Origin of the sequence: Enterobacter sp. ku-bf2 (genome assembly GCF_001742765.1) — a bacterium.
GTDB classification, from domain to species: Bacteria; Pseudomonadota; Gammaproteobacteria; order Enterobacterales; family Enterobacteriaceae; genus Enterobacter; species Enterobacter quasiroggenkampii.
Window position 1 is genome coordinate 1,630,172 of record NZ_MDVW01000001.1, and the last position, 23,273, is coordinate 1,653,444.

A 23,273-nucleotide genomic window follows, 5' to 3' on the forward strand; every position below is an offset into this window, starting at 1 on the left:
GCTTAATCAGACTACCGCACTTTACGGAAAATTCCGTAACGCCGCATCTTTTTGTGACGCCGACTACACTTTATTTTCATTGGGATAGTCACTCAGGAAGGAGCTTATGACGAAAAAAATGCAGCATTTCTCGCTTAAAGTGCTGACGATAAACATTCATAAAGGCTTCACAGCATTTAACCGCCGCTTCATTTTACCGGAGCTGCGCGACGCGGTGCGCACCGTCAGCGCGGATATTGTCTGCCTGCAGGAGGTGATGGGCGCACACGAAGTGCATCCGCTTCACTTTGAGAACTGGCCCGACACGCCGCACTATGAATTTCTGGCCGACACCATGTGGAGTGATTATGCCTACGGCCGCAACGCGGTCTATCCGGAAGGGCATCACGGCAACGCGGTGCTGTCCCGCTACCCCATTGAACATTACGAGAACCGCGACGTTTCCGTCGGGGAGAGCGAAAAACGCGGCCTGCTGTACTGCCGCATTACCCCGCCAGACCTTGAGCTGCCCATCCACGTCGGCTGCGTTCACCTGGGCCTGCGCGAAGCCCATCGTCAGGCGCAGCTGAAAATGCTGGCCGAATGGGCCAACGCGCTGCCTGACGGTGAACCTGTTGTCGTGGCAGGCGATTTCAACGACTGGCGCCTGCGGGCAAACCACCCCCTGAAGGTGGAGGCCGGACTGGAGGAGATCTTCACCCGGGCGAACGGCAGACCTGCGCGCACGTTCCCGGTCCGTTTCCCACTGCTGCGGCTTGACCGCATCTACGTAAAAAATGCCCATGCCAGTAGCCCGACCGCCCTGGCGCTCCTTAACTGGCGGCATCTTTCCGACCATGCCCCGCTCAGCGCGGAGATCCACCTATGAAATGTTCCTGGCAGGAAGGCAACCGGATCACGCTGCTGGTCAACGGGGACGAGTATTACCCGGCCGTCTTTAAGGCGATTGATCACGCCCAGCAAAAGGTGATCCTCGAAACTTTCATCTGGTTCGAAGACAACGTCGGCAAGCAGCTGCACAGCGTGCTGCTGCGCGCCGCACAGCGTGGCGTCAAAATTGAAGTGCTGCTGGATGGCTACGGCTCGCCGGACCTCAGCGATGCGTTCGTCAATGAACTGACCGCCGCGGGGGTGGTGTTCCGCTACTACGATCCCGGCCCTCGCCTGTTCGGCATGCGTACCAACCTTTTCCGCCGGATGCACCGCAAAATTGTGGTGGTGGATGAGACGGTGGCGTTTGTCGGCGGCATTAACTACTCCGCTGAGCATATGTCCGACTACGGCCCGGAAGCGAAGCAGGATTACGCCATTCGCATTGAAGGCCCGGTAGTGCAGGACATCTTGCTGTTTGAGCTGGAGAACCTGCCGGGGAAAGAGGCCGTTCGCCGCTGGTGGCGACGCCGTCATCGCCCGGAAGAGAACCGGAAGCCCGGCGAAGCGCAGGCGCTTTTCGTCTGGCGCGACAACGGCGAGCACCGGGACGACATTGAACGCCACTACCTTAAGATGCTCGCCAACGCCAAGCACGAAGTGATTATTGCTAACGCCTACTTTTTCCCGGGCTATCGCCTGCTGCATGCCATGCGCAATGCTGCCCGTCGCGGCGTGCGCGTGAAGCTGATCGTGCAGGGCGAGCCGGATATGCCGATCGTCAAAGTCGGGGCGCGGCTGCTGTATAACTACCTGGTGAAGGGCGGCGTCCAGATCTACGAATACCGCCGTCGGCCGCTGCACGGCAAAGTCGCGCTGATGGACGATCACTGGGCCACCGTGGGCTCCAGCAACCTCGATCCGCTGAGCCTGTCGCTGAATCTTGAAGCCAACCTGATCATTCACGACCGCCAGTTTAACCAGACCCTGCGGGATAACCTGCAGGCGTTGATCGTTAACGACTGCGTGCGCGTGGATGAGTCCATGGTCCCCAAACGCACCTGGTGGAACCTGGGCATCAGCGTGGTGGTGTTCCACTTTCTGCGGCATTTCCCGGCGATGGTCGGCTGGCTGCCGGCGCATACGCCGAAGCTGGCGCAGGTGGACCCGCCGGTACAACCCGAAATGGAAACCCAGGACCGCATAGAAGCGGAAGACGGAGGCAAACCCTGATGTCAAAATCGCATCCACGCTGGCGTCTGGCAAAAAAGATCCTCACCTGGGTATTCTTTATTGCCGTCGCGGTGCTGTTGGTGGTCTACGCGCAGAGAGTGGACTGGGAAGAGGTGTGGAAAGTCATCCGCAACTATAACCGGATGGTGCTGCTGGGCGCGACGGGGCTGGTTATCGTGAGCTACCTGATGTATGGCTGCTATGATCTGCTGGGTCGGGCCTACTGCGGCCACAAGCTGGCCAAACGTCAGGTAATGCTGGTGTCGTTTATCTGCTACGCCTTTAACCTGACGCTGAGCACCTGGGTCGGGGGGATTGGCATGCGCTATCGCCTCTACTCGCGGCTCGGGCTGCCGGGCGGAACCATCACCCGCATTTTTTCACTGAGTATCACCACGAACTGGCTGGGCTATATTCTGCTCGGCGGGGTGATCTTCACCATCGGCGTGGTGCAGCTGCCCGCGCACTGGTATATCGATGAGGCTACGCTGCGGATTCTGGGCATCGTACTGCTGCTGATTATCGCCGTTTATCTGTGGGCCTGCGCCTTTGCCAGACGCCGTCATATGACCATTAAAGGGCAAAAGCTGGTTCTGCCCTCGTGGAAGTTTGCGGTGCTGCAGATGGCGGTTTCCAGCGCCAACTGGATGGCGATGGGAGCCATCATCTGGCTGCTGATCGGCGAGGACGTAAACTACTTCTTCGTGCTGGGCGTGCTGCTGGTGAGCAGTATTGCCGGGGTGATTGTGCATATTCCGGCGGGGATCGGCGTGCTGGAGGCGGTGTTTATTGCCCTGCTGGCCGGGGAGCATGTTTCTCAGGGAACGATTATCGCCGCCCTGCTGGCGTACCGCATGCTGTATTACTTCCTGCCGCTGGCGCTGGCAACGATCTGCTATCTGGTGCTGGAAAGTCGGGCGAAAAAGCTGCGGGCGAAGAATGAGAGGATGCTAGCGAAGTGAATAAGTCGGGTGGCGGCTTCGCCTTACCCGACCTACGGTTCGCGCTTCGCAGGACGGGCAAGGCGAAACCGCCACCCGGCAAAGCAATCTTAACGACGGTTGCCAAGAATTCGCAGCAGCATCAGGAACAGGTTGATGAAGTCCAGATAGAGCGTCAGCGCGCCCAGAATCGAATATTTGCGCAGGTTTGAACTGTCGCGCACGTCGATCTGCTCGCCGATGTTTTTCAGCTTCTGGGTGTCATAAGCCGTCAACCCGACGAAGAGCACCACCCCGATGTAGGTCACGGCCCACATCAGCGCTTCGCTCTTCAGCCACAGGTTCACCAGTGACGCCAGCACAATCCCAATCAGCCCCATAAACAGCATGCTGCCGAAGCCGCTCAGATCGCGCTTCGTGGTGTAACCGTACAGGCTCATCGCACCAAACATCCCACCGGTGACCACGAAGGTGCTGGCGATGGATGAGTAGGTGTAAACGATAAAGATGCTGGAAAGCGTCAGCCCCGTTAGCGCCGAATAGAGCATAAACAGGGTCGTTGCCATGCCGGCACTCAGCTTGTGCACCAGACCCGAAAGCACAAACACCAGCGCCAGTTGCGCGATAATCAACCCAAAGAAGGTGATTTTGCTGGAGAAGATAAACATCATCAGCTCCGGCGTGTTCGCTGCATACCACGCAATAAACGCGGTAAGCAGCAGGCCAACCGTCATCCAGCCGTACACCTGAGCCATATACGTCTGCAGGCCGCTACGGGTCTGCTGTACTATTGAATCGGAACGCGGAAATCGGTCCATGATTCACTCCTGATTAAGATTAAGTAGACACACTCGTTAAGAGTAACACATCCACGTAAACCGACTACCAACGGCTGGCGGCCTGTTTATCGCTATCGCGAGATTCTACCCAGCGATCGCCTTCCGGCGTGGCTTCGCGCTTCCAGAACGGCGCTTTGGTTTTGAGGTAATCCATAATGAACTCCCCTGCCGCAAACGCGCTGCCGCGGTGCGCGCTGGTCACCCCGACAAAGACAATCTCCTCGCCAGGCCACATCTCGCCGATGCGGTGAATCACCGTGACGCGCCCGAGCGGCCAGCGGCCTCGCGCCTCGTTCACAATCTCCGCCAGCGATTTTTCCGTCATGCCGGGATAATGCTCCAGCGTCAGCGCCTTCACGCTGTCACCGAGGTTGTGATTGCGCACTTTGCCGGTAAAGGTCACGACCGCGCCGTCTTCATCGCGTTCCGCCAGCCAGCTGTATTCGGTCCCCACGTTAAAACGCTCGGGGCTCACCAGAATGCGGGTTTCACTCATATTAGCCCCCTGTGACCGGCGGGAAGAAGGCCACTTCATCCCCGGCCTTCAGCGGATGGGTAAGCTCCACCAGCGTCTGGTTAACGGCGGCCAGCAGCTTGCCTTCGTCCAGCGCCAGCGCCCAGCGGTCGCTTTGTGCCGCCAGATGCGCGCGCAGGGCCGCAACGTTTTCAAAAGAGGCATCCAGCGTCAGGCTGTCGGTATTTACCAGCTCGCGCACCTGCGCAAAAAAGAGCACCTTAATCATGGCTGTCCACCTTAAAATCACCGGATTTGCCGCCGCTTTTTGCCAGCAGGCGAACCGGGCCAATCACCATATCTTTCTGCACCGCTTTGCACATGTCGTAGATGGTCAGCGCGGCAACGGAGGCCGCCGTCAGCGCCTCCATCTCCACGCCGGTTTTGCCGGTTAAGCGGCAGAGTGACTCAATGCGCACGCGACTCTGCTCCGGCTGGGCCTGCAGGTTCACCTCCACCTTGCTCAGCATCAGCGGATGGCACAGCGGGATGAGATCCCAGGTGCGCTTGGCGGCCTGAATACCCGCGATGCGCGCGGTGGCAAAGACATCACCCTTGTGATGGCTGCCGTCGATAATCATCGCCAGCGTTTCCGGCAGCATGGTGACGAACGCTTCGGCGCGCGCCTCGCGCACCGTTTCCGCTTTGGCGGAGACGTCAACCATATGCGCTTCGCCAGCGGCGTTAATGTGGGTCAGTTGTGACATAGCTTATTTCTTTAAATGGGGATGGAAATTACACGGACGGGTACGGGCATCCAGCTGCGGGGCGATGATGTTTTCCCACGCGGTTCGGCAGGCTTTCGTCGAGCCCGGCATGGCGAAAATCAGGGTTTTGTTCGCCACCCCGGCAACGGCGCGCGACTGCAGCGTGGAGGTGCCAATCTCTTCAAAGGAGAGCATGCGGAACACCTCGCCGAAGCCTTCCACCTCGCGGTCGAACAGCGGGAGCAGCGCTTCAGGCGCCTGATCGCCCGCGGTAAAGCCGGTGCCGCCGGTGATCAGCACCACCTGCACCTCATCACTGGCGATCCACTGCGAGACCTGCGCGCGAATGGCGTAGCGGTTCTCCTTCACGATCGCTTTATCAACAATGTTATGCCCCGCGTCATGGGCCGCCTCGCGCAGCCAGTGGCCGGAGGTATCATCCTCTTCGCCACGGCGGTCGGAAACGGTAAGGATCGCAATGCGTGTCGGGATAAATTCTGCGCTGACCTGACTCATCTTCTGATTCCTTCTTAAGACTGGTTACCCGCCGATGTAAGACAGGTTCTGAGTAATGCCGGTATTGCCCTGATGCAGGAAGTGGGTCTGTTTTTTATGCGTCAGTGCTTCAGAAATGCGCGCTTCAAGCGCGTCCTGCTGCGCATCGTCTTCCAGCAGATCGCGAAGGTCCACCCCGCCGTCGCCGAACAGGCAGAGATGGAGTTTGCCCACGGAAGAGACGCGCAGGCGGTTGCAGCTGGCGCAGAAGTCTTTCTCGTAAGGCATGATAAGCCCGATCTCGCCTTCATAATCAGGATGGCAGAAGACCTGCGCCGGACCGTCGCTGCGCTGGCGGATCTGGTGGATCCAGCCGCGCCTGAGCAGTTCGTCGCGCAGCACCATGCCGGAGATGTGATGGCGGCGAAACAGCTCGCTGCCCTCGCCGGTTTCCATCAGCTCAATAAAACGCAGCTGAATGGGGCGGGTTTTGATCCACGCCAGGAAAGTATCGAGCTGGTGATGGTTTACATCACGCATCAGCACCGTGTTGACTTTGACTTTTTCGAAGCCGGCCGCAAATGCCGCATCGATACCGTCCATGACCTGCTGGAATTTATCCTGGCCGGTAATGGCGTGAAACTGGCGGGCGTCCAGACTGTCCACGCTGACGTTAATGGCGGTTAAGCCCGCATCGCGCCAGGTGGCTACGTCGCGCGCCATACGGTAACCGTTGGTGGTCACCGCAATCTGGCGGATACGTTCGTTTTCACGCACGGCGGCAATGATGTCGGGGAAATCGCGGCGCAGCGAGGGTTCACCGCCGGTAAGGCGCACTTTTTCGGTGCCGAGCTCAGAGAAGGCGCGCGTGACGCGGCGCACTTCATCCACGGAGAGAAAGCCGTTATTGGTGACGCTGCCCGGTTTGTAGCCGTCGGGCAGGCAGTAGGTGCAACGGAAATTGCACACATCGGTAATCGACAGACGTAAGTAATAAAACTTACGCGCGAAAGCATCAGTAAGTTGTGAAGCCATGTACACCTTTCCAGATCGGGAGGCACAGTCATTTCTTTCTGTACCCTGGTGGCAAATTCGCCACGGCCAGAGCGCCATATCTTTCGACACAGGCACAAGGGCTAGAGTGTATGTTTTCAATGTTGAAAACGTGGTTAGGGCGATAGTAGCGCGGAAATCCGGACAGCGCCATTGTCGCTTTTCGCTATATAATTACGTATATAGCGAATCATTCGTCCATTTTCGCTACAGAATACCTAAAAATCGCACTTTCACATTGATATACGTCATTTTGCATCGGGTGAGGCATCGTCTTTTAGGGGTAGTTAGGTTACTGTTACGCGATCGAACGTGATAAGGAATACGTATGCGCAATCGCACTTTTGCGGATCTTGACCGAGTGGTCGCTCTTGGCGGAGGCCACGGCCTGGGCCGCGTCATGTCTTCATTGTCGTCACTCGGCTCAAGGCTGACAGGGATAGTGACCACCACCGACAACGGCGGCTCAACCGGGCGGATCAGACGTGCCGAAGGCGGCATTGCCTGGGGCGATATGCGCAACTGCCTGAACCAGTTAATTACCGAGCCGAGCGTCGCGTCGGCGATGTTTGAGTACCGTTTTGGCGGTAATGGCGAACTTTCCGGACATAACCTCGGAAATCTAATGTTAAAGGCGCTGGATCACCTGAGCGTAAGGCCTCTCGAAGCCATCAATCTGATCCGTAATCTGCTCAAAGTGGACGCATTCCTGATCCCCATGTCGGAACAACCGGTTGACTTGATGGCCATCGACGCCGAAGGGCATGAAGTGTACGGCGAGGTGAACATTGACCAGCTTCTGCTGCCTCCCAAAGAGCTGATGACTTACCCGAGCGTGCCGGCGACGCGTGAAGCCGTAGAAGCAATTGGCGACGCGGATTTAATTCTGATCGGCCCGGGCAGCTTTTACACCAGCCTGATGCCTATCCTGCTGGTGAAAGAGCTGGCGCAGGCGCTGCGTCGCACCCCTGCGCCAATGGTTTACATCGGTAACCTCGGGCGTGAACTGAGCCCGGCAGCCGCAAGCCTGTCGCTGTCGGATAAACTCATTTTGATGGAGCATTACGTCGGTAAGAAGATCATTGACGGCGTGGTGGTGGGGCCGAAGGTGGATGTATCCGGTATCGGCGATCGCCTGGTGGTGCAGGAGCCGCTGGAGGCCTCAGACATCAAGTACCGTCACGACCGCCACCTGCTGCGCGAGGCGCTGGAGAAGGCGATTCAGGCGCTGGGTTAGATTCGTTTTGTGAGGCCTGATGCCCTCTCCCCGGCCCTCTCCCACGGGGAGAGGGAGAAAACAACGCTTTACTCACGACGCCGCGATAAACAGATCTCGCAGCTGATGAAGCTGGTCGCGGATCTGCGCCGCCTCTTCGAACTCCAGGTTCTGCGCATGCTGCATCATCTGCCCTTCCAGCTCGTGGATTTTCTGCTGCAGCGCTTTTGGCGTCAGCACGACGGTATCTTCTTCCACCACTGAACGCGCCTTGCCGCGGCCTTTCGCTTTGGTTTTGGCGATGTTCTGACCCAGCGCCAGAATATCCACCACCTTCTTGTTCAGCCCCTGCGGGGTAATGCCGTGTTCTTCGTTGTAGCGCTGCTGTTTCTCACGGCGGCGCTCCGTCTCACCAATCGCTTTCGCCATCGACGGGGTAATTTTGTCGCCGTACAGAATCGCTTTACCGTTGACGTTACGCGCGGCGCGGCCAATGGTCTGAATCAGCGAACGCTCGGAACGCAGGAAGCCCTCTTTGTCCGCATCCAGAATCGCCACCAGCGAGACCTCCGGCATATCGAGACCTTCTCGCAGCAGGTTAATCCCTACCAGCACATCAAACTCACCCAGACGCAGGTCGCGGATAATCTCCATGCGCTCCACGGTATCGATATCCGAGTGCAGATAACGCACCTTCTCGCCGTGCTCTTCAAGATACTCGGTCAGGTCTTCCGCCATACGCTTGGTGAGCGTGGTCACCAGCACGCGCTCGTTGATGGCGGAACGGGCGCGGATCTCAGAGAGCAGGTCGTCCACCTGCGTGGCTACCGGACGCACCTCGATAACCGGATCCAGCAGCCCGGTCGGACGAACCACCTGGTCAACCACCTCATCGCCCGATTTTTCCAGCTCATAGTTGCCCGGCGTGGCCGAGACGTAGATGGTTTGCGGCGCCAGCGCCTCAAACTCTTCAAACTTCATCGGACGGTTATCCAGCGCTGACGGCAGGCGGAAACCGTACTCCACCAGCGTCTCCTTACGCGCCCGGTCGCCACGGTACATCCCGCCGATCTGCGGGATCGTGACGTGGGATTCATCGATCACCAGCAAACCGTCGGCCGGAAGGTAATCAAACAGCGTCGGCGGCGGCTCGCCCGGCCCGCGCCCGGAGAGGAAGCGAGAGTAGTTTTCGATGCCGGAGCAGTAGCCCAGCTCGTTCATCATCTCCAGGTCGAACTGGGTACGCTGACTCAGGCGCTGCTCTTCCAGCAGCTTATTGTTCGCCAGCAGCACCTTACGGCGCTCGGCCAGCTCCACTTTGATCTCTTCCATCGCCTGCACGATACGCTCGCGCGGCGTCACGTAGTGCGTTTTCGGGTAGATGGTGAAGCGCTGGATCACCGACTCAACGTGTCCAGTCAGCGGGTCGAAGAGCGACAGGCGTTCGACCTCCTCGTCAAACAGCTCGACGCGCAGCGCCATATCGTCCGATTCTGCCGGGAAGATGTCGATCACTTCACCGCGCACGCGGAAGGTGCCGCGCTGGAAGGCCTGGTCGTTGCGGGTGTACTGCAGCTCCGCCAGGCGACGCAAAATCGCGCGCTGGTCAATGATCATCCCCTGCGTCAGGTGCAACATCATCTTGAGATAGAGATCCGGATCGCCCAGACCGTAGATCGCGGAAACCGAGGCAACGACGATCACATCGCGACGCTCCAGAAGCGCCTTTGTGGCCGACAGTCGCATCTGCTCGATGTGTTCGTTCACCGAGGCATCTTTCTCAATGAAGGTGTCAGAGCTCGGCACATAGGCTTCAGGCTGGTAGTAATCGTAGTAGGAGACGAAATACTCTACCGCGTTTTCCGGGAAGAACTCTTTCATCTCGCCGTAAAGCTGCGCCGCCAGGGTTTTATTGGGCGCCAGCACCATCGTTGGGCGCTGGAGATCCGCAATCACGTTGGCAATGGTAAATGTTTTACCTGAGCCGGTGACCCCCAGCAGCGTCTGGTGCGCCAGCCCATCCTCCAGCCCCTCTTCCAGACGACGGATCGCCTCAGGCTGATCGCCAGATGGACGGAAAGCAGAATTCAATTTGAACGGTTTACTCATGGGCGACAACCTGATGACGTTATAAGCGGCAGGTGAGTAATTTTACTCCTTGTTGCCAGGAATGCCAGTAAAAAACACTGGATGAAAAACCAGTAGCATGTCAGGATATTTAAAGTAGCGCCTGAATGATTAGCGCGATAGCGACCAAAATTTGGACTGTGACAACATAAAACACCAGTCAGGTCAGGTTATCCCCAGAACTTTTTCTTTTTTAACATTTGTCAAGCCAGGTAATGATAGTTTTGTGGCAACCGGTGACACTTTCATGACGGGAATTGCTTTTATCTAAGCAATTAAAAACTAAACGATATTTTCTAAAGCCGCGTTTCGCGTCAATTTGGGCGTAAGCCGCGTCTTCTCTCGCTTATCGCGTGTTTTCTAACTCTAATGCACATGGTTATCCACAGGAATAGTGGATAACTGCTTCCAGCCCATACAGACTGGCGCTCCGCAAATTCCCGGATTTTCCCACGAGACGGCGGCAAAAAATTTTTATAGCTATTTTTTGCTGATTAACAGTTGCGTCATTCATAACCAACCGATGCGATCTTGCTCACATTTTCACCCTTTCGGGCTCTGCACCACAACTCACCACCGCCAGCACCGTCGATGTGCAAGCCCGGTTTTTATCCGCCGCGCTTCTGTGACTTATTCCTAAAAAAGTCGCTTTTTTAACCACTTTCCGCTTTATGGCAGGGGTTTTGCAGATTCATCCACGAGCCACACCTACACACATTTTTAAGGAGAGAAAGATGTTGAGTCTGCGTGCAGTGAATCAGTTTTACGGAAGTCAACATACGCTATGGAATGTGGATTTAGATTTTCCGCAAGGGATGTGTACAGGCGTCGTTGGTCTGCCGGGCATGGGGAAAACCACCCTCATGAATTGCATCGCCGGGAAAGTGCCCGTCGAAAGCGGCAGCATCATCTGGTATGAGGCGGGCGCACCGCCGCGTGATTTGCTCCACCCGCCGTCAGAACAGCGCTCCGGGCCGGGGATTGGCTATGTCTCGCAGGACAGGCGGATCTTCTCTCAGCTAACGATTGAGGAGAACCTGCATATCGCCATGCGGGCGACGGGGAAACCTAACCCGGAGGCGAAAAATGACGTTTACGACTTGTTTCCGGCGCTCTATGGGGTGCGGCAAACCCGCGCCAACACGCTCTCTCCGGACGACCAGTATCAGCTGGCGCTGGCTAATGCGCTGGTCAACCGCCCTCACCTGCTGATCCTGGATGAACCCCTGCACGGCGCGGGGCACAGCGTTGCCCAGAGGCTGGTGCAGCTGCTGGGGCGATTAAACCGGGAGCTGGGTATGACGGTGCTGTTAGCGGAGCAGCAGCTGTCGTTTATCCGTCGGGTGGCGGACCGTTTCTGTATGCTCTATCGCGGGCGTAACGTGGCGCAGGGCCACGTTAACGAACTGGATGACGAGCTTATCGCTCACTGGATGTCGCGGGAAGCAAAACGCTGAGATCGAGATAACGTCCGGTTTCGGCATTTTCCGCGCCGTCAGCAAGCCAGGGGATCTCCCCGAGGCACGGGGCGGGCAGGACGCGCCTGAGCGTCGCCAGATACTCCAGGTGTCGTTTACCCGGCGCAACCACGTCGTTGGCTATCCAGCCCGCCAGACGCAGCCCGGCCTGCTGTATGGCCTGCGCCGTCAACATGGCGTGATTGATGCAACCCAGCTTGACGCCGACGACAAGAATGACCGGAAGCTGCTCGGCCTGCACCCAGTCAGCAAACGTCTGCGTGTCCGAAAGCGGCGTAAACCAGCCGCCAGCCCCTTCCACCAGCACCCAGTCGGCCTGATTTTCCAGCGTCCGCAGTCCGGCAGACAGCACGGCGAAATCAATCGGACGACCTTCATCGGCGCTGATAATGTGCGGCGAGGTCGGCTCGGCAAAGGTGTACGGATTCACCGCGGAATAGGCGAGTTCACGCGTGCTGTTACGCTGGAGCGCCAGCGCGTCGGTGTTGCGTAACCCTTCCGCCGTCATCTCGCTGCCGGACGCCACGGGCTTATACCCGGCGGTGTTTTTCCCGAGCAGCCGTGCCGCCTGCAGCAGCGCCGAGCTGGCCACCGTTTTGCCCACTTCTGTGTCCGTGCCGGTGACAAAATAACGTTCAGTCACGTTCGATAATCCCATGAAAAAGTTGATAGGAGAGCGGGAATTGACCCCGCTGCTGCGGCCAGGCCAGCTCAAGGCGCTGCAGCTGACCGCGGGTGAGCGGTTTTTTCTCGCGTCCGGTATGCAGGTGCGTGGCGCCTATGCCCTTCAGCGAACGCATGGCGCTGAACGCATCGCTAAAATTGAGCGTGATGGTCTGCACCACGCTGCGAGCGCGCCAGCCTGCCAGCGCCTGCGTCACCTGCTCATGCGATAAAAACCGGTTAGCGTGCGGCTGTTCATCCACCGCTTTCCAGGCCTGATTCAGCTCCGGCAGCGAACTTTCCAGCAGGGTGGTAAACGCCACCTTCCCGCCCGGTCGCGCCACGCGATAAAGCTCGCGCAAGGCCTGCGGCAGGCTGCTGCACCACTGAACCGCCAGATGGCTCCAGACCAGATCAAACTGCGCGTCCGCCAGCGGGATCGCCTCGATATCAGCCAGTAGATAACGATCTGCCGCCTGCCGCTGGCGCGCCTCTTCCAGCATCTGTGCTGAGAGATCGATAGCCGTCACCTGGCTTCCTGCCCCGCGCCAGTAGCGGCTGTTGCTGCCGGGACCACAGCCGGCGTCCAGCACCTGGGGAAAACGGTTCTCGCCAAGGGCGGCCAGAAGCCCCTGCGCGCTCAGACGCTGCAGCTCATCATGCTGCGAATAGCTCTGCGCGGCGCGGCCAAATGCCGCCGCGATGGCCTGCTTATTCACCGGCATCATGGAGCGCCTCCAGCAACGTCTCAATATCCTGTCGTTCATGCGCTGCCGTCAGGGTTAAGCGCAGCCGCGCCGTGCCCGGTGGTACTGTTGGCGGGCGAATGGCGGTCACCCACATGCCGCTCTGGCGCAGCGCCTGTGCCAGGGCCAGCGCGCGGGCATTTTCACCGACAATCACCGGCTGGATAGCGCTCTGCGAATCGGTGCTGCGGAAGGGCAGCGCCGCGAGTCCCTGGCGGAAGTGGGCGATATGCTCTGCCAGCCGCTGGCGACGCTCATCCCCTTCCGCGCTGCGTATCACCGCCAGCGACGCTGACAGCGCCACGGCCTGCGCCGGAGGCATACTGGTGCTGTAAATCAGGTGGCGGGCAAACTGCAGCAGATAGTCGGCGACGGATTCGCTGCACAGCACGGCGGCACCGCTAACGCCAAAGCCTTTGCCGAAGGTGACAATCAGCAGTTCCGGCTTCACGTTGTGCTGATACGCGCTCCCGCGCCCTTCGTCGCCCATCACGCCAGTGCCGTGGGCATCGTCGACCAGCAGCCAGGCATGCTGCCGCTTTGCGGCCTCGTGCAGCGCGGCAAGCGGCGCGCTGTCGCCGTCCATGCTGAACACCCCTTCCGTGACCGCCAGCTGTTGTCCTTCGCAGGGTTTATCCAGCAGCGCAGCGAGCTGTCCCGCATCGTTATGGGCAAAACGCCGCAGCTGCGCCGGGCTTAAATTTGCCGCCTCCAGCAGGGAGGCGTGGCTCAGGCGGTCGGCGACAATGCGATCGTCCTTCCCCATGAGGGCCGTGATGACCGCCTGGTTGGCGGCAAAGCCGGAGATAAACAGCAGCGCGCGCGGGTAGCCCAGCCAGTCGGCAAGCGCCTCTTCCAGCGCCTGATGCGCCGTGGTGTATCCGCTGACGTGTCCCGATCCGCCGCTGCCTACGCCAAACCGCTCCGCGCCCTGCTGCCAGGCGCGGATAATGGCCGGATGCTGGCTCAGCCCGAGATAGTCGTTGCTGGAGAAATTGCAGAACCGCTGGCCTTCACGGGTAAGAAAACGACCCGCGCCGTTTTCCACCACCCTGCGAACGCGAAATGCCTCTGCCGCCCGACGGTCGTCGAGCGCAGAGTTGATACGTGCCTGCCAGGTCATACGGCTGCCGCGTTGTAGAACTGGTCAGTGTCGGCGTTGAAAATCTGCTGCTCCAGCTGCTGCTGTTGCTCGTTATCGCCTGTCAGCACCTCGGTCTGATGCGGGTTCAGCCCCAGCTTGCGGAACAGCTGAACGTCTTTGTCCTCTTCCGGGTTCGGCGTGGTCAGCAGCTTGCAGCCGTAGAAGATGGAGTTGGCCCCGGCCATAAAGCACATCGCCTGGGTCTGCTCGTTCATCTGCTCGCGGCCCGCTGAGAGGCGAACGTAAGACGTTGGCATCATGATGCGCGCCACCGCGATGGTGCGGATAAAATCAAACGCATCCACGTCCTCGTTATCCGCTAGCGGCGTGCCCTTGACCTTCACCAGCATGTTGATCGGCACGCTTTCCGGCGGAGTCGGCAGGTTCGCCAGCTGCAGCAGCAGGCCCGCGCGGTCTTTCACCGTTTCGCCTAAGCCCACGATGCCGCCGGAACAGACCTTGATCCCCGCGTCACGCACTTTATCCAGCGTATCCAGACGCTCCTGGTAGGTACGCGTGGTGATGATATTGCCGTAAAATTCCGGCGAGGTGTCGAGGTTGTGGTTGTAGTAATCCAGCCCCGCGGCCGAGAGGCGCTGCGCCTGCTCTTCGTTGAGCGTACCGAGGGTCATACAGGCTTCGAGCCCCATCTCCTTCACGCCCTTCACCATCTGCTCCAGGTACGGCATGTCGCGATCGTGCGGGTTCTTCCACGCCGCGCCCATGCAGAAGCGGGTTGAGCCAGCGTTTTTCGCCTTGCGCGCGGAGTCGAGGACCTGCTCGACCTCCATCAGGCGCTCTGACTCCAGACCGGTTTTGTAGCGCGCGCTCTGCGGGCAATATTTGCAGTCTTCGGGGCAGGCGCCGGTCTTGATCGACAGCAGCGTGCTGACCTGAACATGGCGAGGATCGAAATGCTGACGATGCACCTGTTGGGCTTCGAACATCAGCTCAAGGAAAGGTTTGTTGAATAATTCAGTAACTTGCGACATCGTCCAGCGTGCGTGGTGAGCCATCGGGCTTCTCCAAAGGGTTTTGTTAATTTTCGGTTCGGTTTATACTCGTAAACCTAAAACTTTTCAAAATGGTTTACAAGTCGATTATGACCCAGGACGATCTCGCCTTCGACAAGCAGCATATCTGGCACCCTTACACCTCCACGATCCGCCCCCTTCCCGTCTATCCGGTGGCCTCCGCCCACGGCTGCGAGCTGCACCTCGCCAGCGGCGAGCGGCTCGTTGACGGGATGTCCTCCTGGTGGGCGGCGATTCACGGGTACAACCACCCGCGCCTGAATGCGGCGATGAAGGCCCAGATTGACCAGATGTCGCACGTGATGTTTGGCGGGATCACCCATCAGCCCGCGGTGGATTTATGCCGACGTCTGGTAGCGATGACGCCTGACTCGCTGGAGTGCGTATTCCTGGCGGATTCCGGCTCCGTGGCGGTGGAAGTGGCGATGAAAATGGCGCTGCAGTACTGGCACGCGAAGGGCGAAGCGCGCCAGCGTTTCCTCACCTTCCGCAACGGCTATCACGGGGATACCTTCGGGGCGATGTCGGTGTGCGATCCGGATAACTCCATGCACAGCCTGTGGAAGGGGTATTTGCCGGAAAACCTGTTCGCCCCTGCGCCGCAGAGCCGCTTCGACGGCGAGTGGAACGAGATGGACATGGTCGGCTTCGCGCGGCTGATGGCAGCACATCGTCACGAGATTGCTGCCGTCATTCTTGAACCGATCGTGCAGGGCGCGGGCGGAATGCGGATGTACCATCCGGAATGGTTGAGGCGTATTCGCAGGATGTGCGACCGCGAGGGCATTCTGCTGATTGCCGATGAGATCGCCACCGGCTTTGGCCGCACCGGCAAGCTGTTTGCCTGCGAACATGCGGGTATCGCCCCGGATATTCTGTGCCTCGGTAAAGCGCTGACGGGCGGCACCATGACGCTCTCCGCCACGCTCACGACCCGCCAGGTCGCCGACACCATCAGCGACGGCGAAGCAGGCTGCTTTATGCACGGCCCGACGTTTATGGGTAACCCCCTGGCCTGCGCGGTCGCAAGCGAAAGCCTGGCGATTCTGGATAGCGGCGAGTGGCAGACGCAGGTTGCGGCGATTGAAGCACAGCTGAAAGCGGAGCTGAGCGCCGCCTCGGGCGTGAATTTCGTGGCGGACGTGCGCGTGCTGGGCGCCATCGGGGTGATTGAAACCACCCATCCAGTGAATATGGCGGCGTTGCAGCGTTTCTTCGTGGATCAGGGCGTGTGGGTACGGCCTTTCGGCAAGCTTATCTACCTGATGCCGCCGTACAGCATTACGCCGGAGCAGCTTCGTAAATTAACCGACGCGGTCGTAACAGCCGTTAACATTCCCGCGCATTTCACGATTTAACCCTATGCATTACACTTGCTGAACGAGCGATCAACGAAGGTAAACCGTATGAAAATCATCAGTAAAGATCTGCGCGACGGTGAAAAACTGCCGGAACGTCACGTTTTTAACGGCATGGGGTATCAGGGAGACAATATCTCCCCGCACCTGGCGTGGGACGAGGTTCCGGCAGGCACCAAAAGCTTTGTCGTGACCTGCTACGACCCGGATGCGCCAACTGGCTCCGGCTGGTGGCACTGGATTGTGGCGAACCTCCCTGCCGACACGCGCGTGCTGCCGCAGGGTTCCGGTTCAGACCTGGTTGCCCTGCCTGAAGGTGCCATTCAGACGCGCACTGACTTTGGTAAAGCGGGCTACGGCGGCGCGGCGCCACCAAAAGGGGAAACTCACCGCTATATCTTCACGGTGCACGCGCTGGATGTGGAGAAGATTGAGGTCGATGAAGGCGCGAGCGGCGCAATGGTCGGGTTTAACGTGCATTTCCATACGCTTGGCAGCGCGTCGATTACGGCGATGTATTCGTAAAAAAAGCCGGGTGGCGGCTACGCCTTACCCGGCCTGGATTTCGCACTCGTAGGCCCGGTAAGCGCAGCGCCACCGGGCAAAAAAATCACAGCACCGAAGGTAGCAGTCCTACCAGCCGTCCCTCTTCCAGAAGCTGCATCGCCTTATCAATATCCGGGGCAAAGAAGCGGTCGTCGTCGTAATGGGTGACGTGCTCGCGCAGCACCTGACGCGCCTGCTCCAGCAGCGGGCTGGATTTGAGCCCTTCACGCAGATCGATACCCTGACTCGCCGCCAGCCATTCCACCGCCAGCACACCACGGGTGTTGGAGGCCATTTCCCAGAGACGACGCCCGGCAGCCGGTGCCATCGAAACGTGATCTTCCTGATTCGCCGAGGTTGGCAGGCTGTCCACGCTGTGCGGATGCGACAGCGCCTTGTTCTCGCTTGCCAGCGCTGCGGCCGTCACCTGAGCAATCATAAAGCCCGAGTTGACCCCGCCGTTACGCACCAGGAACGGTGGCAACTGGGACATGTGTTTATCCATCATCAGCGCGATGCGGCGCTCGGACAACGCGCCGACTTCGGCAATCGCCAGGGCGATATTATCCGCCGCCATTGCCACAGGCTCGGCGTGGAAGTTACCGCCGGAGACCACCTCGTTTTCCTGAGCGAACACCAGCGGGTTATCGGACACCGCGTTGGCCTCCACCAGCAGCACCTCCGCCGCCTGGCGCAGTTGCGTCAGGCACGCGCCCATCACCTGCGGCTGGCAGCGCAGGGAATACGGATCCTGCACCTTCTCACAGTTGTGGTGTGACTCCGCGATCTCGCTGGTGTCGGTAAGCACGTGACGGTACATCGCGGCAGCATCGATCTGCCCGCGCTGACCGCGCACCTCGTGGATGCGGGCATCGAACGGGCGACGCGAGCCCAGCACGGCTTCGGTTGTCAGCGCACCGCACACCACCGCCGAGGCAAACAGATCTTCCGCTTCAAACAGGCCGCGCAGCGCGAAGGCGGTCGACGCCTGGGTGCCGTTCAGCAGCGCCAGCCCCTCTTTCGCCGCCAGCGTGATCGGCGTTAAGCCGGCTTTTTTCAGCGCCTCTTTCGCCGGAAGCCACTCGCCCTGCCAGCGCGCTTTGCCTTCACCCAGCAGCAGCAGCGACATGTGCGCCAGCGGCGCGAGATCGCCGGAGGCCCCGACGGAACCCTTCGCCGGGATCCACGGATAGACCTCCGCATTAACCAGCGCCATCAGCGCCTGGATCACGCTCAGGCGGATGCCGGAGAAACCGCGCGCCAGGCTGTTGATTTTGAGCACCATCATCAGACGGACAATCTCATCGTCAAGCGGCTGGCCGACGCCCGCCGCGTGCGACAGCACCAGAGAACGCTGCAGGTTTTCCAGATCGTGCGTCGCGATGCGGGTCTGCGCCAGCAGCCCAAAGCCGGTATTAATCCCGTAAGCCGTGCGCCCTTCGGCAACGATGGCTTCAACGCAGGCCACGCTGTCGTTAATGGCGGCGTGGGCGCTTTCATCCAGCGAAAGGGTGACCGGCTGACGCCAGACGTTACGCAGCTGTTTGAGCGTCAGTGAGCCGGGAGTGAGGGTTAATGCGTTCATTCATGCTTTCCTTGTGTGGCAGGGATCATCGGCAGGTTAAGGCCCTGCTCTTTGGCACAGTCAATGGCAATCTCGTAACCCGCATCCGCGTGACGCATCACGCCGGTGGCCGGGTCGTTGTGGAGCACGCGAGCGATACGCGCGGCGGCTTCATCCGTTCCGTCACAGACAATAACCATCCCGGAATGCTGGGAGAAGCCCATCCCCACGCCGCCGCCGTGGTGCAGCGACACCCAGGTCGCGCCGCTGGCGGTATTCAGCAGGGCATTCAGCAACGGCCAGTCGGACACCGCATCCGAGCCGTCGCGCATGGCTTCCGTTTCGCGGTTCGGGCTGGCAACGGAGCCGGAGTCCAGGTGGTCGCGGCCAATGACGATCGGTGCGGAAACTTCACCGCTGCGCACCATTTCGTTAAAGGCGAGGCCGAGTTTTTGACGCCACTCCAGCCCTACCCAGCAGATACGCGCTGGCAGGCCCTGGAAGTTAATGCGCTCGCGGGCCATGTCCAGCCAGTGGTGCAGATGTTCGTCATCGGCGACGATTTCCTTCACTTTGGCGTCGGTTTTGTAGATATCTTCCGGGTCACCGGACAGGGCAACCCAGCGGAACGGCCCGATGCCGCGGCAGAACAGCGGACGGATATAGGCCGGAACGAAGCCGGGGAAATCGAAGGCGTTATTCACGCCCATCTCTTTCGCCATCTGGCGAATGTTGTTGCCGTAATCAAAGGTCGGAATACCCATCTGGCTGAAGGTCAGCATGGCGGAGACGTGCTCGGCCATGGAGCGTTTCGCGGCAAGCACCGTGCCTTCCGGATCGGTTTCCGCTTTTTGCTGGTAGGCTTCCCACGTCCAACCTTTTGGCAGGTAACCGTGCAGCGGGTCATGGGCGCTGGTCTGGTCGGTGACCAGATCCGGACGCACGCCGCGGGCGACGAGTTCAGGAAGAATATCTGCCGCGTTGCCGCACAGAGCAATCGACACCGCTTTGCCTTCGGACGTGTATTTTTTGATGCGCGCCAGCGCGTCATCGAGATTCTCGGCCTGTTCGTCGACGTAACGGGTGCGCAGTCGGAAATCAATGCGGCTCTGCTGGCACTCAATGTTCAGAGAGCACGCGCCGGCCAGCGTGGCGGCCAGCGGCTGCGCGCCGCCCATGCCGCCCAGACCAGCGGTCAATACCCAGCGGCCTTTCAGCGAGCCGTTGTAGTGCTGGCGACCGGCTTCCACGAAGGTTTCGTAGGTGCCCTGCACGATCCCCTGGCTGCCGATGTAGATCCAGCTCCCGGCGGTCATCTGGCCATACATCGCCAGCCCTTTCGCGTCCAGCTCGTTGAAGTGTTCCCACGTTGCCCAGTGCGGCACGAGGTTTGAGTTGGCAATCAGCACGCGCGGGGCGTTTTTGTGCGTTTTAAACACGCCCACCGGCTTGCCGGACTGCACCAGCAGGGTTTCGTCGTGTTCGAGTTCGGTCAGGGATTTTACAATTGCGTCATAGCATTCCCAGTTGCGCGCAGCGCGGCCTATGCCGCCGTAAACCACCAGCTCGTGGGGGTTTTCCGCCACCTCAGGATCGAGGTTGTTCATCAACATGCGCAGCGGGGCTTCGGTGAGCCAGCTTTTGGCGGTAAGGGTGGTGCCGCGCGCGGCGCGGACGTCCTGCTGGCGGTATTTACCTGACGACATTGTGTGCTCCTATACGGGACAGATGATGCATTTAGATATACTTGTATAGACAAGCACACACAAGGTCAGATTTAACAAAAACTATACAATTTTGTTATATTGCGTTAGCGATCACGCTTATAAAACTTATGACATAAAGTGGCCCTGCAGCCGGTAACGGTTACCCGGGAAAAGCAGCCGGGCATGCGACACAATGTGCGATGAGGACCAGGTTCGACGACGGATCAGCAGGCACGGGTCGTGCTCTTTAATGCGCAGCCGCTCGCACTCCTGCGGCGTGGCGCGCACGGCTTCCACAATGTGCTCCCCTTCCGTCAGCGGTGCGACAAGCGAAAGATAGGCATGCGGCGTGGTGTGGGTGTAATCCTGGTTCAGATAGTCCGGTATCCGTTCGGCGTTAACGCAGCGATCTTCAATCTGCACCGGAATGTCGTTTTCGAAATGCACCATCACGGAGTGGAAGATGCGACTTCCCTCTTTGACATTCAGCTCTACCGCCTGCTCGGGGCTGGCCTGGGTCTCTTCGAGCACCAGCACCTCACAGCGGTGCTGATGATTACGCGCGGCAATTTCGTCCGCAATACTGCGGATTTCAAACAGGGCGGATTGCCCTTTCGGTTCCGCCACAAACGTCCCGACGCCCTGCAGGCGCACCAGAAGCCCTTCGTCGGTCAGCTCGCGCAGCGCCCGGTTGACGGTCATCCGGCTAAAACCAAACTGTGCCACCAGTTCGGCCTCCGAGGGAATGCGGTCGTGCGGCCGCCAGACGCCGGTGGCGATTTTTTCGCTGATCGCCTGCTTCACCTTTTCGTAGAAAGGTGCGGGAGAGCTCGACTGCGGCAGGGGTGAGCGTGAAAACATCGTGACTCCTTGAATAGTGTTATGCCCACCAGTGAGCAATTTGCCAGGCCAGGCGGGCGGCGAGCTTAGCGCCCTGCCCGTCCCGATCGTACTGCGGGTTTAACTCTACCAGATCGGCGGCCTGGAGCTTACCGCTACGGCAGATATGTTCGATGACGGGGAGGAGATCCAGTGCCGGAATGCCTAACGCAGCCGGAGCGGAAACGGCAGGCATTTCGCTGGCGGGCAGGACGTCCAGATCGATCGTCAGGTAGACGCGATCGGCCTGCGCCAGCACACTTTCCAGCGCAGACAGTGCATCGCGCCTGAAATGGAGATCTTCCACCAGCGTGACGTTCAGGCGTTCAGCCTCATCCCACAACGCCTGCGTGTTGGCCGCACGGCTCACGCCAAAGCAGGCGTACTGAAATGCCCGCCCGCGCTCATCGCAGTAGTGCGCCAGCTGGCGAAACGGCGTGCCGGACGTCGCCCGCTCGGCCTTGCGCAGATCGAGATGGGCATCAAGGTTGATAATGACAACCCGCTCATTCGGGAAGGCGTCCAGCACGCCGCGACCGTGCGCCCACGCGGTTTCGTGTCCGCCGCCAAAGACCAGCGTGCGCATCCCGGAGCGCTGGCAGGCTGTCACGGCATCGCTTAACGTCTGCTGTGCCGCCTCAAGCTCGTCACCTTCAACGTAGACCGATCCCATATCCGCCAGCCGATCGTGTCCCTGATGGCTGGCCATATTCGCCAGCGCCTTTCGCAGCATATCAGGCGCCTGCACAGCGCCGGGCCTGCCCTGATTGCGTTTTACGCCTGCATCACATTCAAAGCCTATCAGCGCAATGCCGGATGATAGCGGCGTGAACGCTCCCTGCTGCCGTATCGTCTGGAAAATGCGCGTTGCGTTGCTGGCCTCGGCGCTGTCGTCGCGCCCCTGCCAGACCGTTTCGGCTACGGGCCGCCATAACCTCATACTGCCTCCCCACGGAAAATACGCTGATACAGCGGATTGCGTCCCGGCTCGTAGACCATCTCTACCGGATGGTGTGCATCCCAGACGATGAAATCAGCGACAAACCCGGCCCGCAGCTGTCCGTGGGTTTCACCGCGGCCCAGCGCCTGCGCGGCATGCCGCGTGACGCCAGCCCAGGCCTCTTCAGGCGTCAGGCCAAACTGGACGCAGGCCATGTTCATCGCCAGGTGCAGGCTCGCAAACGGGCTGGTTCCGGGGTTATAGTCGGTCGCGACCGCCATCGGCACGCCCTGTTTTCTTAGCTGTTCCACCGGCGGACGCTGGCGCTCCTGCAGAAAATAGAACGCGCCCGGCAACAGGACCGCAACCGTGCCGCTTTGCGCCATCGCCTGAATGCCTGCGTCGTCAAGATATTCGATATGATCGGCGGAGAGCCCCTTATACCGGCTGACCAGCGCCGCACCGCCCTGATTCGACAGCTGCTCGACGTGCCCTTTCACCGGAATACCGAGCGCGGTCGCCGCCTTAAAGAGGCGCTCGGTTTGCGACGGCGTAAAGCCGACGTTTTCGCAGAACACGTCTACTGATTCGTATAACTCTTTTTGCCACAGCGTGGGCAATATCTGATCACAGACCAGCGTGAGGTACGCATCCGGATCCTGTCGGTATTCCGGCGGAACCGCATGAGCCGCCAGCAGCGTTGGGCTGATATCAACCGGATTATTGAGGCTCAGCTGGCGTGCGACCTGCAGCATCTTCTCTTCGGCCTCGGCGTTGAGACCGTATCCGGATTTGATTTCAACCGTGGTGACACCTTCATTCATCAGACGCTGAAGTCGCTGCTGCGCCAGCTTAAGCAGGGTTTCGGGCGAGCTGCTGCGCGTCGCCGTCACGGTAGCGTTAATCCCGCCCCCCTGGGCGCTGATGGTTTGATAAGAGACACCGTTCAGACGCTGCTCCCATTCCGCCGCGCGATCGCCGCCAAACACCAGGTGGGTATGGCAGTCAATCAGGCCCGGCGTGACCAGACGTCCCTGAAGATCGACACAGTGACGGTGTCCGGCCGGAATGTCAGATTCAGGGATCACGGCCAGAAGGGTGTGGCCGCGTACGACCAGGGCGTGTTGCTCTTTCAGTCCATAGGGCGCACAGACGTCCGGTGCCATCGTAGCCAGTCGCGCATTTCGCCATATCACATCGTCGGGATGAATCTGCTGCAT

At 59.6% G+C, this 23,273-nt stretch carries 23 protein-coding genes and 1 riboswitch; of the genes, 7 read left to right on the forward strand and 16 right to left on the reverse strand.

What is annotated here, in order from left to right:
• Positions 1–106 precede the first annotated feature (106 nt).
• From BFG58_RS07755 to BFG58_RS07765, 3 genes are read left to right on the forward strand one after another with little or no spacing between them, the layout of a single operon-like run.
• Complete coding sequence (locus BFG58_RS07755) at positions 107–868, forward strand: endonuclease/exonuclease/phosphatase family protein (protein ID WP_069719573.1); 762 nt, start codon at positions 107–109, stop codon at positions 866–868.
• Positions 865–2,103, forward strand: coding sequence for a cardiolipin synthase ClsB (gene clsB, locus BFG58_RS07760; RefSeq protein ID WP_069719574.1), 1,239 nt, complete (start codon positions 865–867; stop codon positions 2,101–2,103). Before BFG58_RS07755 ends, clsB begins: the two co-directional genes overlap by 4 nt.
• Positions 2,103–3,065, forward strand: a complete 963-nt coding sequence (locus tag BFG58_RS07765; RefSeq protein WP_069719575.1) for a YbhN family protein — start codon at positions 2,103–2,105, stop codon at positions 3,063–3,065. The genes clsB and BFG58_RS07765 overlap by 1 nt, the downstream gene beginning before the upstream one ends.
• A gap of 89 nt (positions 3,066–3,154) precedes the next feature.
• On the opposite strand, the gene BFG58_RS07770 is transcribed toward BFG58_RS07765, so the two are convergent.
• The 6 genes from BFG58_RS07770 to moaA form a co-directional block, all read right to left on the reverse strand.
• Positions 3,155–3,862, reverse strand: coding sequence for a Bax inhibitor-1/YccA family protein (locus BFG58_RS07770; protein ID WP_069719576.1), 708 nt, complete (start codon positions 3,860–3,862; stop codon positions 3,155–3,157).
• 64 nt (positions 3,863–3,926) lie between these two features.
• Entirely contained in the window at positions 3,927–4,379 is a 453-nt protein-coding gene (moaE, locus tag BFG58_RS07775) for a molybdopterin synthase catalytic subunit MoaE (protein ID WP_069719577.1), read from the reverse strand.
• A 1-nt stretch (position 4,380) separates the two neighbouring features.
• A complete protein-coding gene (moaD, locus tag BFG58_RS07780; protein ID WP_008501143.1) occupies positions 4,381–4,626 on the reverse strand; it encodes a molybdopterin synthase sulfur carrier subunit in 246 nt (81 codons plus the stop codon).
• Positions 4,619–5,104: a cyclic pyranopterin monophosphate synthase MoaC gene (gene moaC / locus BFG58_RS07785; RefSeq protein ID WP_023292962.1), complete on the reverse strand. Its 486-nt coding sequence runs from the start codon at positions 5,102–5,104 to the stop codon at positions 4,619–4,621. The genes moaD and moaC overlap by 8 nt, the downstream gene beginning before the upstream one ends.
• A gap of 3 nt (positions 5,105–5,107) precedes the next feature.
• The gene (gene moaB / locus BFG58_RS07790; RefSeq protein WP_045403780.1) at positions 5,108–5,620 is read right to left on the reverse strand and encodes a molybdenum cofactor biosynthesis protein B; all 513 of its coding nucleotides are present in this window, start codon (positions 5,618–5,620) and stop codon (positions 5,108–5,110) included.
• A gap of 24 nt (positions 5,621–5,644) precedes the next feature.
• Entirely contained in the window at positions 5,645–6,634 is a 990-nt protein-coding gene (gene moaA, locus BFG58_RS07795) for a GTP 3',8-cyclase MoaA (protein ID WP_053076358.1), read from the reverse strand.
• Positions 6,622–6,755: riboswitch (molybdenum cofactor riboswitch) on the reverse strand. It overlaps the preceding gene by 13 nt.
• Positions 6,756–6,980: 225 nt before the next feature.
• On the opposite strand from moaA, the gene yvcK reads away from it, so the two are divergent.
• A complete protein-coding gene (gene yvcK, locus BFG58_RS07800) occupies positions 6,981–7,889 on the forward strand; it encodes a uridine diphosphate-N-acetylglucosamine-binding protein YvcK (protein WP_069719578.1) in 909 nt (302 codons plus the stop codon).
• A 72-nt stretch (positions 7,890–7,961) separates the two neighbouring features.
• On the opposite strand, the gene uvrB is transcribed toward yvcK, so the two are convergent.
• A complete protein-coding gene (gene uvrB / locus BFG58_RS07805) occupies positions 7,962–9,977 on the reverse strand; it encodes an excinuclease ABC subunit UvrB (RefSeq protein WP_045909484.1) in 2,016 nt (671 codons plus the stop codon).
• Positions 9,978–10,729: 752 nt separating this feature from the next.
• Here uvrB and BFG58_RS07810 point away from each other — a divergent pair.
• A complete protein-coding gene (locus BFG58_RS07810; protein ID WP_069719579.1) occupies positions 10,730–11,452 on the forward strand; it encodes an ABC transporter ATP-binding protein in 723 nt (240 codons plus the stop codon).
• Here the strand turns inward: BFG58_RS07810 and bioD are convergent.
• The 4 genes from bioD to bioB are packed head-to-tail and all read right to left on the reverse strand — an operon-like array spanning position 11,415 to position 15,042.
• Positions 11,415–12,116, reverse strand: a complete 702-nt coding sequence (gene bioD / locus BFG58_RS07815) for a dethiobiotin synthase (RefSeq protein WP_074180315.1) — start codon at positions 12,114–12,116, stop codon at positions 11,415–11,417. The genes BFG58_RS07810 and bioD overlap by 38 nt on opposite strands.
• Complete coding sequence (gene bioC / locus BFG58_RS07820) at positions 12,109–12,864, reverse strand: malonyl-ACP O-methyltransferase BioC (RefSeq protein WP_069719580.1); 756 nt, start codon at positions 12,862–12,864, stop codon at positions 12,109–12,111. The genes bioD and bioC overlap by 8 nt, the downstream gene beginning before the upstream one ends.
• Positions 12,848–14,005 carry an 8-amino-7-oxononanoate synthase gene (gene bioF, locus BFG58_RS07825; RefSeq protein WP_069719581.1) on the reverse strand — a complete coding sequence of 386 codons (1,158 nt, stop codon included), beginning with the start codon at positions 14,003–14,005 and terminating at the stop codon, positions 12,848–12,850. Before bioF ends, bioC begins: the two co-directional genes overlap by 17 nt.
• The gene (bioB, locus tag BFG58_RS07830; RefSeq protein ID WP_008501133.1) at positions 14,002–15,042 is read right to left on the reverse strand and encodes a biotin synthase BioB; all 1,041 of its coding nucleotides are present in this window, start codon (positions 15,040–15,042) and stop codon (positions 14,002–14,004) included. Before bioB ends, bioF begins: the two co-directional genes overlap by 4 nt.
• A gap of 68 nt (positions 15,043–15,110) precedes the next feature.
• On the opposite strand from bioB, the gene bioA reads away from it, so the two are divergent.
• Positions 15,111–16,418 (forward strand): adenosylmethionine--8-amino-7-oxononanoate transaminase, encoded by a 1,308-nt coding sequence (gene bioA / locus BFG58_RS07835; protein ID WP_069719582.1) that lies wholly within the window; start codon positions 15,111–15,113, stop codon positions 16,416–16,418.
• A gap of 48 nt (positions 16,419–16,466) precedes the next feature.
• Entirely contained in the window at positions 16,467–16,943 is a 477-nt protein-coding gene (locus BFG58_RS07840) for a kinase inhibitor (RefSeq protein ID WP_024908770.1), read from the forward strand.
• A gap of 85 nt (positions 16,944–17,028) precedes the next feature.
• Here the strand turns inward: BFG58_RS07840 and hutH are convergent, their stop codons facing one another.
• The 5 genes from hutH to hutI all read right to left on the reverse strand — a co-directional run bounded on the left by hutH (position 17,029) and on the right by hutI (position 23,273).
• The gene (hutH, locus tag BFG58_RS07845) at positions 17,029–18,549 is read right to left on the reverse strand and encodes a histidine ammonia-lyase (protein ID WP_023326936.1); all 1,521 of its coding nucleotides are present in this window, start codon (positions 18,547–18,549) and stop codon (positions 17,029–17,031) included.
• Positions 18,546–20,234: a urocanate hydratase gene (hutU, locus tag BFG58_RS07850; protein ID WP_069719583.1), complete on the reverse strand. Its 1,689-nt coding sequence runs from the start codon at positions 20,232–20,234 to the stop codon at positions 18,546–18,548. Before hutU ends, hutH begins: the two co-directional genes overlap by 4 nt.
• A 126-nt stretch (positions 20,235–20,360) precedes the next feature.
• A complete protein-coding gene (locus BFG58_RS07855) occupies positions 20,361–21,095 on the reverse strand; it encodes a histidine utilization repressor (RefSeq protein ID WP_069719584.1) in 735 nt (244 codons plus the stop codon).
• A 19-nt stretch (positions 21,096–21,114) separates the two neighbouring features.
• Entirely contained in the window at positions 21,115–22,053 is a 939-nt protein-coding gene (gene hutG, locus BFG58_RS07860; protein WP_069719585.1) for a formimidoylglutamase, read from the reverse strand.
• Positions 22,050–23,273: an imidazolonepropionase gene (gene hutI / locus BFG58_RS07865; RefSeq protein ID WP_069719586.1), complete on the reverse strand. Its 1,224-nt coding sequence runs from the start codon at positions 23,271–23,273 to the stop codon at positions 22,050–22,052. Before hutI ends, hutG begins: the two co-directional genes overlap by 4 nt.

Bases quoted from the DNA above. Each gene is read 5' to 3' on its own strand.
- yvcK (WP_069719578.1), top strand. From the start codon at position 6,981: ATGCGCAATCGCACTTTTGCGGATCTTGACCGAGTGGTCGCTCTTGGC.
- BFG58_RS07840 (WP_024908770.1), top strand. From the start codon at position 16,467: ATGAAAATCATCAGTAAAGATCTGCGCGACGGTGAAAAACTGCCGGAA.
- moaA (WP_053076358.1), bottom strand. From the start codon at position 6,634: ATGGCTTCACAACTTACTGATGCTTTCGCGCGTAAGTTTTATTACTTA.
- uvrB (WP_045909484.1), bottom strand. From the start codon at position 9,977: ATGAGTAAACCGTTCAAATTGAATTCTGCTTTCCGTCCATCTGGCGAT.
- bioF (WP_069719581.1), bottom strand. From the start codon at position 14,005: ATGACCTGGCAGGCACGTATCAACTCTGCGCTCGACGACCGTCGGGCG.
- moaB (WP_045403780.1), bottom strand. From the start codon at position 5,620: ATGAGTCAGGTCAGCGCAGAATTTATCCCGACACGCATTGCGATCCTT.
- hutI (WP_069719586.1), bottom strand. From the start codon at position 23,273: ATGCAGCAGATTCATCCCGACGATGTGATATGGCGAAATGCGCGACTG.
- BFG58_RS07755 (WP_069719573.1), top strand. From the start codon at position 107: ATGACGAAAAAAATGCAGCATTTCTCGCTTAAAGTGCTGACGATAAAC.
- BFG58_RS07765 (WP_069719575.1), top strand. From the start codon at position 2,103: ATGTCAAAATCGCATCCACGCTGGCGTCTGGCAAAAAAGATCCTCACC.
- BFG58_RS07810 (WP_069719579.1), top strand. From the start codon at position 10,730: ATGTTGAGTCTGCGTGCAGTGAATCAGTTTTACGGAAGTCAACATACG.
- bioB (WP_008501133.1), bottom strand. From the start codon at position 15,042: ATGGCTCACCACGCACGCTGGACGATGTCGCAAGTTACTGAATTATTC.
- bioC (WP_069719580.1), bottom strand. From the start codon at position 12,864: ATGATGCCGGTGAATAAGCAGGCCATCGCGGCGGCATTTGGCCGCGCC.
- hutG (WP_069719585.1), bottom strand. From the start codon at position 22,053: ATGAGGTTATGGCGGCCCGTAGCCGAAACGGTCTGGCAGGGGCGCGAC.
- moaE (WP_069719577.1), bottom strand. From the start codon at position 4,379: ATGAGTGAAACCCGCATTCTGGTGAGCCCCGAGCGTTTTAACGTGGGG.
- bioA (WP_069719582.1), top strand. From the start codon at position 15,111: ATGGTTTACAAGTCGATTATGACCCAGGACGATCTCGCCTTCGACAAG.
- moaC (WP_023292962.1), bottom strand. From the start codon at position 5,104: ATGTCACAACTGACCCACATTAACGCCGCTGGCGAAGCGCATATGGTT.
- clsB (WP_069719574.1), top strand. From the start codon at position 865: ATGAAATGTTCCTGGCAGGAAGGCAACCGGATCACGCTGCTGGTCAAC.
- hutH (WP_023326936.1), bottom strand. From the start codon at position 18,549: ATGAACGCATTAACCCTCACTCCCGGCTCACTGACGCTCAAACAGCTG.
- BFG58_RS07770 (WP_069719576.1), bottom strand. From the start codon at position 3,862: ATGGACCGATTTCCGCGTTCCGATTCAATAGTACAGCAGACCCGTAGC.
- moaD (WP_008501143.1), bottom strand. From the start codon at position 4,626: ATGATTAAGGTGCTCTTTTTTGCGCAGGTGCGCGAGCTGGTAAATACC.
- hutU (WP_069719583.1), bottom strand. From the start codon at position 20,234: ATGTCGTCAGGTAAATACCGCCAGCAGGACGTCCGCGCCGCGCGCGGC.
- BFG58_RS07855 (WP_069719584.1), bottom strand. From the start codon at position 21,095: ATGTTTTCACGCTCACCCCTGCCGCAGTCGAGCTCTCCCGCACCTTTC.